Genomic DNA, 13,763 nt, shown 5'->3' with positions numbered 1-13,763 from the left:
AGAGGGGAGAACTCTTCTCCCTTACTCCCTGCTCCCTGCTCCCTTGCTTCTTCCCCATTCCCCATGTCCCCCTCATCTTCACAGTCCTCAATCCCCAGTCTCTAGTACCTTAACTAATTAAGAAAAATCAAACTTTAGACTGGCGACAATTATTAATCTCAAGTCTAAAGTAAAAAAATTGTGTATAGTTTCTACCGCCATGAAAGTCCTTGCGCGTTTCTTGCTGCCAGTTTTTTTACTGACCTTGGCAGCGGCCTGTAATCAGACTCGCGCTAACTCAGATAATCCTACACCTCAAAAATCTGTACCTTCTGCCCAACTGACACAGAATCCTACACAGCCAAAAAATATTGTCCGTACTGAAGCACTTTCACCTACACCCATCCGCATCAATCTGAAGAATTTACCAGCACCCTTCGCAACAGAAAGTGCCTCTAAGCGGCCAGAGGTTGTACCGATTCCGCAAAACCCGGTGCTGCGTGTACCGCCAGGATTTAAAGTAAACGTTTTTGCCGAAGGTTTAGATGCGCCACGCTGGCTAGCTTTAACCCCCAGTGGGGATGTATTGGTGACTGAAACCGGGCAAAATCGGATTCGTCTGTTACGTGACAGCAATGGCGATGGTATAGCCGACGTTCGAGAAACCTTTGCTAGTGGGGAAAACGGACTCAATAGACCCTTTGGTATGGCTTTTGTAGATAATTCGTTTTTTCTGGGGAACACAGATGCTGTGGTGCGTTTTCCCTATAGCCAAGGCCAAAACCAGATTACAGGTAAAGGGGAAAAAATTGCCGATTTGCCCGCTCAAGGTTATAACAACCATTGGACGCGCAATGTCGTTGTCTCACCCGATCGCAATAAATTATATGTTTCAGTCGGTTCAGGAACAAATGTGGATGAGGAACCCTTACCACGGGCTTCGATACAGGTAATGAATTTGGATGGTTCCCAACAGCAAACTTTTGCTTCCGGCTTGCGTAACCCTGTTGGTTTAGACTTTCATCCTATAACTAAGGAACTTTATACCACTGTCAACGAACGGGATGGAATTGGTGATGAATTGGTTCCAGACTATCTAACACGCGTTAAACAGGGGGCATTTTACGGCTGGCCCTATGCTTATCTAACGCCAAACAACCTCGATCCGCGGCAAAAGACTGATGACAAAAGTAAACGTCCTGATTTAGTAGCCCGTACTCAAACACCAGATGTACTGTTTCAGGCGCACTCCGCAGCATTGGGTTTGCAGTTTTATGATGGTAAAACCTTTCCAGAAAAATACCGTAACGGTGCTTTTGCGGCTTTTCGTGGTTCTTGGAATCGCGATCGCGGCACTGGTTATAAAATTGTATTTGTTCCCTTCGATGCTAAGGGGCGATCGCTTGGTTACTACGAAGATTTTCTCACAGGATTTTTGCTAAACCCTTCTGTACCAACAACTTGGGGACGACCTGTAGGTTTACTCGTGTTGCCAGATGGTAGTCTACTACTAACAGAAGAAGCCAATAATCGGATTTATCGGATTCAGTATACGGGTGGTTAAGGAATTCACGCCTTCAAACATTTAGAAATTCACGGATAGGATCTGTTGCCTAAAGTAAAGTTAGAGCAGTTGTCATCAATAGAGACGTTGTGACTGCATCTCCCTACCCAGGTTTATCTCGTTTACGGTAAATTACTGATGAAGAAGAATGCAGAATCCAGAATCCAGAATTCAAAATCAAGACGCTCGTGACGCTCGAATACTCGCTAACGCTGCGCTATCGCCCTTGGGGCTAGCTTCTCCCAAAGGGAGAAGACTCGCTTTCCGCGTCGCTATCCGTCATTCATACAGAATACCTAACTGAATTCTGACTCCTGACTCCTGAATTCTGTTCGATAAATACTAATACTTATCTGGTTGAGAAACTAATTATGACTCCCAATGAAAATAATACTCAGTCAAATATCAACGAATTGTCTCCACATTCAGGTACACGATATTGGGGTGAGGTAGAGGTAATCGAGGAGGGAGAAACCTATAGAATTAGTCGTGTGGAAATTAAGCCCAGGCACGGAATTAAACCACAAATTCATTATCATCGCAATGAACATTGGGTTGTAGTTTCTGGTGTCGCGAAAGTGACTTGTGGCGATGCAGAAATATTACTGAATCGAAACGAATCAACTTATGTACCCGCAGCAACTCTACATAAAGTAGATAATCCTGGGCATATTCCGCTAGTTATTCTGGAAATTCAAAATGGTGAATATTTAGGTGAAGATGATACTGAGCGCCCTTATGACTTAAATTTGGTCAAACCTGTAGCTGAAGGACAGTAGGGGGGATGGAGCAGGGGGAGCAGAGGAGGCAGGGGAGGCAGGGGAGGATGAGGGAGAAAAGGCAAATAATCAATGCCCAATGCCCAATGCCCAATGCCCAATGCCCAATTCCCCATACTCAATCAAAACCACCCTTCTTGTTCCAAGGTTTCAATTAGCTGTAAGCCACGGGGATCGCCTACTCCTAATAGTGAGGCTTTGGCGTCTTCTCGGACTCCTAAATCTTGATCTTCGGCAAAGGCTTGAATTAGGGCATCGATCGCAGTGGCATAAACTACATTAGAAGGTAGTTCGCGGCACAGTTGACCAATTGCCCAAGCACTGTTACTCCGTACTGCTGCCACAGGATCTTGAACTAAGGCTTCAATTAAAGGTGGTGTTGCCCCTATCACTGCTTCATAACCCACTTCTGCCATCTGTGCTAAGGCGCTAGCAGCCCACAAACGCACTGCGGAAATGTCGGTTCTGAGGGCGTTTGCTAAAGGTGCTAAAGAACGGCGATCGCGACAGTTTCCTAAAGCCCAAACTACACCTTTACGCACATAGCCATTCCAATCACTGTTTAGTTGAGCAATTAACGGACTCACTGCTTCTAAACTGGGATTGCGTCCGATGCCATAAGCTGCACTTACCCGCACCAAGGGACAGGTATCAGTTAACAGGCGAATCAGATGGGGGGTAGCACGGGCATCTTCTATATCACAAAAAGCACGTGCCGCTAACATTCTTTGCTGGGGCTGGGGATTTTCCAGCAAGGCTAGCATCACTTCTGGATCGGGCTTGGCCACAACTGATTCGGCAGTTAGCGGCTCTATTTTATCTAAGGGGCTTTCTAGCTCCTCCTCAATATCGAGTAGGCTTAGATCGTCTTCGTCATACATAATTTGATTTCAATCCCGAAAAGGGATTAACACATAATCCCCCGCGCCAATAAGTTAAAGCTTTATATATATTAGTTGGGTTCTTATACATTTTCCCTTCTTCCTCGTTGAGTTTTATCCAAACGAGAACCTCTATAACTCATACGCTACAGTATGTTATCGCTATTCTTGAGTTTATTTTTCTGCACTCAGGAATTTTACCATCCAGATGGATTGGGTTTGATAACCTAACTGATTGTAAAGATTCAATGCGGGTTTATTGGATTGAAACACTTGCAGTCCAATCTGGCGATCGCCTCTTTGAATAGCCCAATTTTCCACATATCGCATCAAAGCTGTACCAATACCCCGCCGCCGATGTTCTGGTACAACGTAGAGGATAAAAATGTGAGCATGACGGTTCCCATGTACTTGATCTATGGCATTGCCCACCCAGAGGCAAGCTATCGGGGCAGAGGGGCAGAGGGGCAGAGGGGCAGAGGAGAGAGATTCTTTATTGCTCCCCTGCTCCCCTGCTCCCCTGCTCCCCTGCTCCCCCTCCTCTTCTACCCACCACAAGGGCGTATCGCTGGAGAAGTATTGCTTAACTGTTTGCTCTAGGTGGGAAAAATCCTCATTGGGAAAAAGATCCTGGTAAGTTCGCTGCATAAATTTAAGCAGCAGCGATCGCTCCAAAAGGGAGCCACGGCGAATAATATATCCAGGTAATAGTTGCTCAGACACGCTGATGTTTATTGACTTAGCTAGCTAAGTTATGTGCTGCTGGAGGTAAATCAGTGGGAGTACGTTGAGAAGTTACTTGTACCTCTTCAATTGGTGCGGGTGCTGCCATATCGGACGGTAAAAAGATCCGGGCGCTGACTGCCACTAAGGCAAAGACAAATACCAGTACTACAAGCAGTGGAGCGATGTATTGACGAAAAATAGCCATATTTTAATTGCAAGAAGCTAGGAACTTTGATGAGAACCTAGCTAAAGATTTGTGAAGTATTCTTGATTTATTTTAGCAATTTTCTGTGCATGGGAATGGGGCATTGGAAATTGGGCATGGGTAAGAAGGGTAAAGAGGAATGGGTAAGGGGTAAGGGGAAAAAGGGAAAGATTAAATTTATTCCTTTTCCCTTTAACCTTTAACCTTTTCCCCTCTCTTGTTGCTTCCCCTACTCCCTCTGGCGATCGCTCTCCAAGTCATCGAGTACTCTTTCGCAATACCAATTCTCCGGCATCCCAGGATAAGTCTCTTTTGCCTGTTCAATTAACCGTTCGGCTGCGGCAGTGTCACCAGATAATTTAGCGATTAGCCTGTTTTTGAGATAGCTATCAGATCCACCATCGTCTACCTGGGTTGGTATCCCTTGATTTATGGTTGATGGAGTTGATGGTCGGGATTGTTCTCTTCGCAATTGCCAAAATAAAACGTAATAAAGTGTACCAAAAATTAAAATTAGGCTGAGTGTTCCGAAAAAAGTTAGGAGGTTAAATGCTAGAAATCCCAGAACTAACTGCGAGAGAACATACCCCAGTAATAAACCGGTAAGTAAGAGGATGAATGTGCCGACAGCAATAACTACTTGATTCCCCATATATCCTCTTCTTCGTCCTCAAGTCCTGGTCTGGATATTGCCACTGGCTGAGGGTTCCAGGGGGCAAATACTGGTAATAGAAGTAGTCCTGGTACAGCGGCGGCGATGGTAATTAAGAAAAATATAGGCCAACCCGTGCTTTGAGCGATCGCGCCTCCAGGGGCCGCCAGAATATCACGGCTGACAGCCATTAAGCTGGATAACAAAGCATATTGAGTTGCAGAAAACCGCTGGTTACAAAGACTCATCAAAAAGGCAACAAAGGCTGCTGTCCCCAATCCACCACAAAATTGTTCTACGTTGATGGCAAGTACCATAGCTTGGTAGTTTTGACCGATGTATGCTAGAAAAAAGTAAGCTAAATTACTTACTGCTTGTAGAATACCAAAAACCCAAAGCGATCTATTGATGCCAATAGCACTCAAAATTGATCCACCGGCTAAAGCACCGACAATCGTCGCAATTAAACCCATCCCCACTTGAATTGCCCCAATGTCGGTTTTGGTAAAACCAGTTTGCAGCAAAAAAGGCGTGGTCATATTGCTCAACAAAGCATCACCTAGCTTGTATAGGGTAATGAATGCCAGCATTAAAATAGCTTTAATAATCCCTTGACGTTGAAAAAATTCCTGAAAGGGCAATATGACAGCATCAGCCAGAGATCCTGGAGGGCTAATTTCTTTGGGTTCTGGTGCGAATAAGGTGGCAAGAATACCAATTATCATCGTCCCTGCCATAAACAAGTAAACCGATGACCAAGGTAGTTGGTCAGCAAGTATCAACGCTAAAGCACCTGCGACTAATAGGGCAATTCGATAACCTAAGATAAAAACGGCTGCACCAGCCCCCATTTCTAGTTTTTCTAAAACGTCGGTACGGTAGGCATCAACGGCAATATCTTGAGTTGCACTGATAAAAGCGATGACTATGGCGTTGATGGCTAGTAGCTGTAATGCTTGTTTGGGTTGTTGGAAAGCCATGAATGCGATCGCTACAATCAAAGCAATCTGCGTCAAAATTAACCAACCCCGTCTTCGTCCCAAAACTGGCAAGGTGAACCTGTCCACCAACGGCGACCATAAAAACTTTAAGGAATAAGGCAAACTCGCAAGGCTAAACCAACCAATAGCGGCCAAATCTACCTTCTCTACAGTCATCCAAGCCTTTAAGGTATTACCGATTAACAATAACGGTAAACCCGATGAAAAACCTAAAAATAATAAAGCCGCCATCTTGCGACTACCGAAAACTCCCAGCAGCGATTTAATTTTCCTCATATTTTCAAATTTTTGCCTCTTTTGAGGAAATATCAATAAAATACAACGAGGAAATCCAGAAGTATATCATGTAACTAGTACCTATAAGGGTTTGGATTATCGGAGTGGCAGCAGTTCCTATTAATCCCTATCAGGGATTGAAACTCGCCATCGCTGTGTGATTTTACCCAAACATGACAAACTACCAAGATTTACTTGGGTTAAATACAAATTCAGGATAACCTTATAGCGTCAGCGTTTTCTTAACTTTCCTGAATTGGATAAACCTGATGTCCCCTGATTTCTACTCTGTATGCGGCGAGGCATTTTTCCCAACCTTCACGCGTACCAATGTCGCTTTTGCTATTGAGCAATCCTAATTCCTGTTCTTGTTGGGTGAGTTTAGCAAATTCTTCGTAGCCTGGGTAGTCGCTGGTGACAAATGTTTCCTTCCGGTGCAAAATCGGCGGATTTGCTCTAGTTTCGTAGTCTCGATGAGTCACAAAGAGGGTTTTTAAATCAATACCGATGCTGGCTTTTAACGCCGGATGGGGATCGGTATCGAATTCAGGGTAAGACAGATAGGATATTTGCGGTTTATCAGTGTGATATTTAATTAATGTGGCTTCATCAATACGCCCAATAGTACGGCTAGCGCAACCTTCACAAATTCGTAGTACGGGGTCAAGTGCTGCTAATACCGAAACATGGACGTAAAGCGCACCGCGTGTATGTTTTCCAATTTTGCTTTTTTCGCAAGCAGTTTGAATCACCCCAGGTTTACCTAAACTGAAAAGTTTTTGGTCGGCTACAAGACACGCTTCCTCATAGCTACTAAAAAAGGCTTTGATATCGTGACGCATTTCTGGCGCTAGCTTCTGCCATGCAGGGCGTTTATCAAAGTGAGTCAGGGCGAGATAAACTTGGATATCTAGAGAACGACGGTAAGCGATCGCATCCCATTCAGCCTCATCAGTAGCTTGCAAAACTACACCAAAGGCACGGCGAAAGTTACCAAATTCGCTCAGTAATTCCTGTTCATTTTCCAATTCCCCTTTCACAGGTAGTCTACCGCGCTTGGTAAAGAAAGCCATTAATGGTTGCAGTTGTTCTTGATAGTCTTCAAACCGCTTGGTGGGGATACGGACTCGCGGTGTAGAAGTCGCAGAAAAGAAGCGGATAGCTTTGTAACTTTCTTTTTCAGCTTCATCTCGAAAAACAAAGTAAACGCCTAGTGCGATCGGTACTGCATCGACATTTAGGACTTCATCAATATAAGTTTTGAGTTCTTGCTGTTCGTAATATTTCTGAAAAGTATTGCGGCGCGTCACAATGCCATCATTGTAAGCAAGTTGGGTTTTGCTGGGAGCGTTAATTAGTATTTGAGCCGCGACAATTAAAACTTTCCCGGTGAGTTCCCAAGCTTGGATCAAGCTTTGACGGCGTTCCTCTGAGTCTTCAATAACATTGAGGACATAACCCAGGTTAACCACATCGGCGGCGGTGCGTGGTACATCGGGATAATAGTAAGGATCCCAGCCTGTGCTGGTGTAACCTAAGTTTTTTACTCGCTGAACATCACCACCGTAGCCGCAACCGTAATCAAAAAAAGTGGTGTCTTGATTGAGGATTGACCCTTCTATAGCCAATCGTACAGGGCGAGAGATGTCGGGGCGAGCGATCGCAGCTCGATGACGCTCAATTTCTAGCGCTTCAGGCATAATATTAATTGTCAGTTAACAGTGAACAGTTAACAGTCAACTAATATCCTTTCAATTTTTAACCGCCAGTTCAATTAAATCTTCAATTTTCTTGATATTTGGATCGCCTGCTAAGTAACCAATACCGCGATGCAAATGTAACCGGAATTGGATGGCGAGGGTTTCTTTGTCGGTGGGATAACCGTCATTGTGACAGCGTTGTTTAAGCGCAAGGAGGAGTATATCAGACATTTCGCCGCCAAAGACACGCCAACTCATTTCGACGTTGCTATCTTGGGGGATTGGAACGGGGGAGGGTGTGGTTGCTTCTGCGAGGGAACGACAAAATGCCCAACGACATAAGATATTCCATTGGTCGATTTTGGTGCTGCGCTTAAGTTTGGTAAGTTGCTCTTTAGCTGTTTGGGAGAGTTTTATTCTTTCGATTGGGGATTCCATAATCTTCCTAAAAATTGAGATAGTTTTCGCTCATAAACCCAAACAGTAGCGAACCGCAGTTTCGACTTCAAGCATCTTGGAGTCAGAAAGTTTGCCAGATGGATCAGCAGGAAAGCGATTTGGATCTAAAGAACGAATTTGAAAACATAAAAACACTGTTTATAGTCGCAATCCACTGTCGCTTGGAAATACTCGTATATTGCTTGGATAATCGTGCCTAATATTTGTTCCTTTCGTACCTACAACTACAGTTACAACCAAAGGTAATTGGTTGATAGCGTCTATAGATAACACTAAAACTGGTCGTGTTCCTGCTTGTTCTCGTCCACGCACTGGATTAAGATTTATAAAATAAATTTGTCCTCTCTCAATGCTCACCACTTTGTTAAACCCTTTTTTAGCCCATCCATTTCTGTAACACTAAATTCATTATTTATAGAGGCGATTTCTGACTGTATATCTAAATCACTAGCCATTGCTGCTAGTTGCTCATTCATATATTTAACATCAGTAAAGCTATCTGATATTTGCTTCTTTTCTTGCACTTGACTTGTGATAAGTTCTAAAACCCATTCTAGTTCTTCTAATGACAAAGCACGTAGATCACGCTCTATTTTTAGTAAATGTGGTGAGTTCATCTTTGCTTATCTACTTTCCAAAGGTCGTTATATATATTGTAAATATCTAGAGTTGGAAAAATCGCACTCCGCCAATTTTTAACAATATCTACTACCAAAAATATCCTGGTTTTATGGTTGTTTGGCGAGTAGTGGAGTCGTATTTTAGGAGGTATTCGCGTGCGATCGCTTCATTTTCTCGCAGTGTTTCCACTTCTTTCTTGCCAATCTCAGTATCCGTAGATAACAAAATTACTTGATGGCTGGCGGCTGGGAAGTAACGTTCAACTAGGTTGCTGCGATGAGAGGAGTCTAGTCTACCTAATGGCGTATCGATTACTACTGGTAAGCGGTGTCCAGAGACTTTGGCTAAACCCCAGAGGAATGCGATCGCAAGTAGTTGTTTTTCACCTGCTGATAAACGATGTTTAGGCACAGGTTTACCATTTAAATCGTAAAGCAAAAGGCTAAAAGTCTTAGTATCAATAGTGATACGATGCACTAAATCTGATTTATGCAGGAGATAAAGGAAGCAGTTTTTAACTTCTTCCTCTAATTTATTGAGTTTTCGCAGAGTTAATTTTTCACGAAAAATCTTGAGTGTGTTTTGAACTTTCGCTGCTGAGGTAATAATATGTTCGCTATTTTTATGTTTAATATTTTCTACAGTATAATCACTTAATTCTCTCTTTGACTTGGCAATAATAGTTTCTAATTCAGCTAAACGATGGCGGATTGTTTCGTAATTTGCTTTAGCTTCAACAACTTGATTTTGTGCCGATTCTAATGCTTGACGCAGCTTTGTATAATCTTCGGGTGCTGCTGCTGTTTGCACTTGTCTTTCCAGAGTATGAATTTCTTCTTCTTTATTTTTGAGAATAGCTAATTTTTCTTTTGCAGAAAGTTTAGAATTGTGTAAGTGATATATAAGATTATCTAGTTGACTTAAAGTTTCATCATCAGCTAATAACCAAGGTGCTTCCGTCTGGAGAGTCTTTGCATATAAACTATCTACATCTTGGATTAAAAATGATTGAATTTTTTCAACTTGTATCGGAGAAATTTCTACTTGATTTAGCCAAGCGAGTAAACGCTGATCTCGTTCAAGTAACAAATCTTTAGAAATTTGTATCTGTTGATGGCGAAATTCCTTTTCTCCCTGTGTCTGCGCCTGATTAAGTAAATTAGGAATTAATGCCAGAGGTAAAACATCAGCCGCCAATTCACACATCGACTGACGTACTTGTTCAATTTCCGCAGTTTTTGTATTTTGCTGTAGTTCTAGTTGATTGCGTTCTGCTGCAATCTTTCCACCTTCAGAAATAAATTTATCAAAGGCTTCTTGCTGCTTTTGTTCTAATTCTTCTACCTGATTTTTGAGAGTTTCTAATTTATCTTCTGTTATTTGATAATCTTCTTGCTGTTGGGTTAACCTAGTTTCAATCTCCTCTAGGTTTGCTAAATCCTTACTATTACCAACTTCTTTAAGTTTACGGTTAACTAAAATATCTAAATCAACTGCTAAACGATCTGCTAACTCTAAACCTAAAAGTCCACGAATTGCGTCTACTACAACTGGTGGTGGTGTTTCCTGTTCTGCGAGTTCTTTAACTTGTTCACCATCAAAAAGAAATAAGTTGGAAATCCCTAATGGCAGGAGATTTTCAATATATTCATCCCAGATATTAACTAAAGCATCAGGCCATGTATCACTGTCACCTAAAATACCTAATGTATCTTTACCGTCTTTAGGATTTTTTGTCCAACTCCGCACAACACGGTATTTTATTGGTTTATCGTTTTCAATATGTTCAAAAAGTAATTCAATTCGCGTGTCTGCAACTGGATCAATTTTATTGTTAACGCATTGATTGAGAAAATCACTATAACTTAAATTACCACGGGTAGAACATTGGGCACGGGGGCCATAAAGGGCGAGACGAATCGCATCCATAAGGGTGGTTTTTCCGCCGCCATTCATCCCACCTAAAAGAATAATTGGGTGTGAGCTTTCCTCATCAATTTTTGGGTTAAGATTGATTACCTGTTTACCACTGTAGGGGCCAAAGTTTTGTAGAACTAGTTCAAGAAATATCATTAATTTTTAAGAGTGTGTTTGAAAAGTTATACGGTGTGATTTTTTACCCCCCTTAATCCCCCCTTTATAAGGGGGGAAACAAGAAAATCAAGTTCCCTCCCCTTATAAAGGGGAGGGTTAGGGTGGGGTAAAATATTTTATAAATCAATCACGACTTTTAAAACATCCTAAGATTAACATGAGTTCGACAGCGATCGCAGAAGTAGAAACTTTGTGATCAAAGGAATCAGATAAAATTAATTAGATGATTTTGTCTGACGCATTGATAAAAAATATTGTCTATGAAATATAGATAATACCATCACTAACTGTTAAGAAATGCGATCGCATCTGTCTGGGTGTTGGTAAGCGTGGCTAGATTTGCACACTTCCAGCTTGAAAAATCTGTTCGGCGGTTAAATTCAATTCTGGGAAAGTAGGCGAGACAATATGGGTATCGCCTTTAAATTGAGTAACTTGGTACTCACCATCAATTAATTGATAAATGGATATAGTAGGCAGCTTAGGATTGCCAATAAACTTCCTAGCACCTATAGCCGCATAATCTATAATCCAATATTCAGGAATACCTATAGCTTCATAATCAGCTAATTTTTTGTAATAATCATCTCGCCAGTTAGTACTAACAACTTCAATAACTAATGGAATAGATGCAGCTTGAGATACAGTTGATTCTTTTTTCCATAAAGGCTCATTCACTAAATTTGGTCGATTGATTATTAAGATGTCTGGTGAATAAGCTGATTCACCTTCAAATGGCTTGACTAATACAGTTTTTGGAATGAAGTAAGGAAGTTTTTGTCGCCCAATTTCGATAGATATATTTAGCGCCAAAAAACCAACAACATCCTCATGATCCCCTACTGGTTGAGCCATTTCAACAATCACGCCATCATGTAATTCGTATCTCCCACCTTCAGGCCGCCAAGCTGCAAAATCTTCAAAAGTTACTAATTTGTGTATGGCTTGAATCATAGAACCTCGCTTGTTTTAAGATGATCAAACTTTGTCAAGCGTTCTTTAAGCAGTTTGTTGACTCCCATCTTCTATTATTCTGAGTTTTACTTTTTAAATTTCATACTTGCCCAAGTTACCTCTTCATCACTTTCACTTTTACCTTCATCTACTTCATTGATTGCTGCAACATCGCCCAAAGTCATCTGCTTGACTTTTGCAACATCACCTTGACTAACTGCTTCGCTTAATTCGCGTTTCAAACGAGCATTTTTAATCGCATCTTCTGGAGAACGGGAACTCGTATTAAAGCATTTTTCTAAAGTATCGTATATTCCCACGCGACGAGTTTTTTTGCGATACTGGCGTTCTGTGTCTAACAATTTCGCCATGAGTTCCAAGTGCATCGCGTCACCTTCACAGATTTCTTCTAATACTATCCATTCATCACGACCTAGTAGGCTATAGTCAGCACCAGGGCGGGGGTCTTGAAATTCTTCGCCTGTCACTTCTTGATAAATCCGGGGTAAGCTATCATCAAATTCGTGTTTTTCTTCTAGCCAAATGCGGCGAATTTCGCTCATTTCTTCTAGAGTAATTAGGGTGATGTCGCGCATATTTTCTGGCGCTGTCCGACGGGTTTTTGTTTGCGCTTCTAATAATCGTCTGAGCCAATGTTCCCGCCAATATTTGGTATAGGGGCCGTGAATTGGTTCAATAGAGGTTTCGCCATCTACATGACGTTCAAAAAGTTGGACTTCTCCCCAGATGCGACGGAAGTCTCTTTTATCGCGGTCATCTCTATTATCTAATTCATTACGGATATCTAATAGAGGCTGCATCCATTCTTTTTCTTCATCATTTTGAATCATTGCCTCCATCGATTTATCTTTACTAACAATTGTGCAAACCCAGCACCCAAATCGAGAATCACCACAGCTAGCAGTCGAAGTATCTACAACTAGAGGACATTCATTATCTGCTGTAGCACCTCGATACATGGTGAACAAGTCTTTGTTGCTATATCCCCAAGGATTTTGCCACTGATTTAAGTAAATCCAAACTTCATCAGTACGCCAATCTTCAATAGGGCTATAAATTAAAGAATTAGGTAAGCTTGCACTATGGTAAAGCAGAGATGTTGGTGAGCTTGAATCAGAAATTAGACGATCTTTTAGGCTACCTGCTTGATGTTTTTCCATTGAGATAGCACGTTTAATGCTTTCAGCTTTGCGCGTACCTAAAACAAGAATAACTTCCCCATTTACTCTAACTACATCACGGATAAAGTGGTTAGAAGGATGAATTTTCAGACGGTCTGTACACCAACGAAATTTTCCTCGCGGCGTTGGATAACCTTTACCAATCAAGCTGACCCAAAATGTCTCTTTGATTTCTGGGTGTAATAAATGTGGCTCAATGGGCATTTTCTGTTCTTGAGCAGCAACCTTCATCCTTTCTAAGGATTTGCGTACCCAAACAGAGACTACAGGGTTTTCTACTAATGTGTCAGTTGTAATAACATGAATAGTCTTTTTTCGCTTTTCAACTGGTAGGGCTGCGATCGCATTCCAGATAAGCTGTAAAGTAGCAGTACTATCTTTGCCGCCCGAATAGCCTACTACCCAAGGTATCTCATCTAAACAATACAATTCTTGAATTTCAATGGTGAGAGCTTGGATGTAGTCCACTAACTCTGCTACAGTACGTGTTTGCTGAACTGTCTTTTCTGGTTGTTGTGCTGTAGTCATTTCTCCTTCTCTCTGGAAACACTGGCTTAATATTCGGGCTACACAGACAAAATCTACGAAATACGTTGAAAAAAGTTTTTAAAAACTTTACTACTAATATCCAATTTTTTGGATAATTAAACGACATAATCTTATTCTGTTT

General features: G+C 41.8%; 14 protein-coding genes and 1 pseudogene. 3 read left to right on the top strand and 12 right to left on the bottom strand.

The features are described 5' to 3' along the window. Positions 1–199 precede the first annotated feature (199 nt). The 3 genes from A4S05_RS06430 (at position 200) to A4S05_RS06425 (ending at position 2,322) form a co-directional block, all read left to right on the top strand. A complete protein-coding gene (locus A4S05_RS06430; RefSeq protein ID WP_069068996.1) occupies positions 200–1,543 on the top strand; it encodes a PQQ-dependent sugar dehydrogenase in 1,344 nt (447 codons plus the stop codon). 148 nt (positions 1,544–1,691) lie between these two features. Further along, positions 1,692–1,847, top strand: a complete 156-nt coding sequence (locus tag A4S05_RS41380; RefSeq protein WP_176726933.1) for a hypothetical protein — start codon at positions 1,692–1,694, stop codon at positions 1,845–1,847. A gap of 67 nt (positions 1,848–1,914) precedes the next feature. Beyond that, positions 1,915–2,322 (top strand): phosphomannose isomerase type II C-terminal cupin domain, encoded by a 408-nt coding sequence (locus tag A4S05_RS06425; RefSeq protein WP_069068995.1) that lies wholly within the window; start codon positions 1,915–1,917, stop codon positions 2,320–2,322. A gap of 122 nt (positions 2,323–2,444) precedes the next feature. Here A4S05_RS06425 and A4S05_RS06420 read toward each other — a convergent pair whose 3' ends face one another. The 12 genes and pseudogenes from A4S05_RS06420 to dndC all read right to left on the bottom strand — a co-directional run bounded on the left by A4S05_RS06420 (position 2,445) and on the right by dndC (position 13,621). Continuing rightward, entirely contained in the window at positions 2,445–3,203 is a 759-nt protein-coding gene (locus tag A4S05_RS06420) for a HEAT repeat domain-containing protein (protein WP_069068994.1), read from the bottom strand. Between the two features lie 174 nt (positions 3,204–3,377). Then, positions 3,378–3,926 (bottom strand): GNAT family N-acetyltransferase, encoded by a 549-nt coding sequence (locus A4S05_RS06415; RefSeq protein ID WP_069068993.1) that lies wholly within the window; start codon positions 3,924–3,926, stop codon positions 3,378–3,380. A 16-nt stretch (positions 3,927–3,942) separates the two neighbouring features. Continuing rightward, on the bottom strand, positions 3,943–4,134 hold the full coding sequence (locus tag A4S05_RS06410; RefSeq protein ID WP_069068992.1) for a hypothetical protein: 192 nt from the start codon (positions 4,132–4,134) through the stop codon (positions 3,943–3,945). Positions 4,135–4,363: 229 nt separating this feature from the next. Continuing rightward, a complete protein-coding gene (locus A4S05_RS06405; RefSeq protein ID WP_069068991.1) occupies positions 4,364–4,786 on the bottom strand; it encodes a hypothetical protein in 423 nt (140 codons plus the stop codon). Continuing rightward, positions 4,771–6,063, bottom strand: a complete 1,293-nt coding sequence (locus A4S05_RS06400) for an AmpG family muropeptide MFS transporter (protein ID WP_176726932.1) — start codon at positions 6,061–6,063, stop codon at positions 4,771–4,773. The genes A4S05_RS06405 and A4S05_RS06400 overlap by 16 nt, the downstream gene beginning before the upstream one ends. Positions 6,064–6,305: 242 nt before the next feature. Beyond that, on the bottom strand, positions 6,306–7,763 hold the full coding sequence (locus A4S05_RS06395; RefSeq protein ID WP_069068990.1) for a DNA phosphorothioation-associated putative methyltransferase: 1,458 nt from the start codon (positions 7,761–7,763) through the stop codon (positions 6,306–6,308). Positions 7,764–7,814: 51 nt separating this feature from the next. Next, positions 7,815–8,201, bottom strand: coding sequence for a DNA sulfur modification protein DndE (dndE, locus tag A4S05_RS06390; RefSeq protein ID WP_069068989.1), 387 nt, complete (start codon positions 8,199–8,201; stop codon positions 7,815–7,817). Positions 8,202–8,231: 30 nt separating this feature from the next. Continuing rightward, positions 8,232–8,579: pseudogene (locus A4S05_RS44155) on the bottom strand (type II toxin-antitoxin system PemK/MazF family toxin). Beyond that, a complete protein-coding gene (locus A4S05_RS06380) occupies positions 8,576–8,839 on the bottom strand; it encodes a hypothetical protein (RefSeq protein ID WP_069068988.1) in 264 nt (87 codons plus the stop codon). Before A4S05_RS06380 ends, A4S05_RS44155 begins: the two are co-directional and overlap by 4 nt. A 91-nt stretch (positions 8,840–8,930) precedes the next feature. Beyond that, positions 8,931–10,916, bottom strand: a complete 1,986-nt coding sequence (gene dndD / locus A4S05_RS06375; RefSeq protein ID WP_069068987.1) for a DNA sulfur modification protein DndD — start codon at positions 10,914–10,916, stop codon at positions 8,931–8,933. Between the two features lie 354 nt (positions 10,917–11,270). Continuing rightward, complete coding sequence (locus tag A4S05_RS06370) at positions 11,271–11,891, bottom strand: Uma2 family endonuclease (protein ID WP_069068986.1); 621 nt, start codon at positions 11,889–11,891, stop codon at positions 11,271–11,273. A gap of 86 nt (positions 11,892–11,977) precedes the next feature. Then, on the bottom strand, positions 11,978–13,621 hold the full coding sequence (gene dndC / locus A4S05_RS06365) for a DNA phosphorothioation system sulfurtransferase DndC (protein ID WP_069068985.1): 1,644 nt from the start codon (positions 13,619–13,621) through the stop codon (positions 11,978–11,980). Between the last annotated feature and the right edge of the window lie 142 nt (positions 13,622–13,763).

The sequence above is a fragment of the Nostoc sp. KVJ20 genome, assembly GCF_001712795.1.
Classification (GTDB): Bacteria; Cyanobacteriota; Cyanobacteriia; order Cyanobacteriales; family Nostocaceae; genus Nostoc.
The sequence above is the reverse complement of the archived record's forward strand: the minus strand, read 5'-3'. Positions and strand labels throughout refer to the sequence as shown.

Coding starts and splice junctions, on each gene's coding strand:
- dndC (WP_069068985.1), bottom strand. CDS start 13,621: ATGACTACAGCACAACAACCAGAAAAGACAGTTCAGCAAACACGTACT.
- A4S05_RS06430 (WP_069068996.1), top strand. CDS start 200: ATGAAAGTCCTTGCGCGTTTCTTGCTGCCAGTTTTTTTACTGACCTTG.
- A4S05_RS06400 (WP_176726932.1), bottom strand. CDS start 6,063: ATGAGGAAAATTAAATCGCTGCTGGGAGTTTTCGGTAGTCGCAAGATG.
- dndD (WP_069068987.1), bottom strand. CDS start 10,916: ATGATATTTCTTGAACTAGTTCTACAAAACTTTGGCCCCTACAGTGGT.
- A4S05_RS06410 (WP_069068992.1), bottom strand. CDS start 4,134: ATGGCTATTTTTCGTCAATACATCGCTCCACTGCTTGTAGTACTGGTA.
- A4S05_RS06380 (WP_069068988.1), bottom strand. CDS start 8,839: ATGAACTCACCACATTTACTAAAAATAGAGCGTGATCTACGTGCTTTG.
- A4S05_RS06405 (WP_069068991.1), bottom strand. CDS start 4,786: ATGGGGAATCAAGTAGTTATTGCTGTCGGCACATTCATCCTCTTACTT.
- A4S05_RS06420 (WP_069068994.1), bottom strand. CDS start 3,203: ATGTATGACGAAGACGATCTAAGCCTACTCGATATTGAGGAGGAGCTA.
- A4S05_RS06395 (WP_069068990.1), bottom strand. CDS start 7,763: ATGCCTGAAGCGCTAGAAATTGAGCGTCATCGAGCTGCGATCGCTCGC.
- A4S05_RS41380 (WP_176726933.1), top strand. CDS start 1,692: ATGCAGAATCCAGAATCCAGAATTCAAAATCAAGACGCTCGTGACGCT.
- dndE (WP_069068989.1), bottom strand. CDS start 8,201: ATGGAATCCCCAATCGAAAGAATAAAACTCTCCCAAACAGCTAAAGAG.
- A4S05_RS06425 (WP_069068995.1), top strand. CDS start 1,915: ATGACTCCCAATGAAAATAATACTCAGTCAAATATCAACGAATTGTCT.
- A4S05_RS06370 (WP_069068986.1), bottom strand. CDS start 11,891: ATGATTCAAGCCATACACAAATTAGTAACTTTTGAAGATTTTGCAGCT.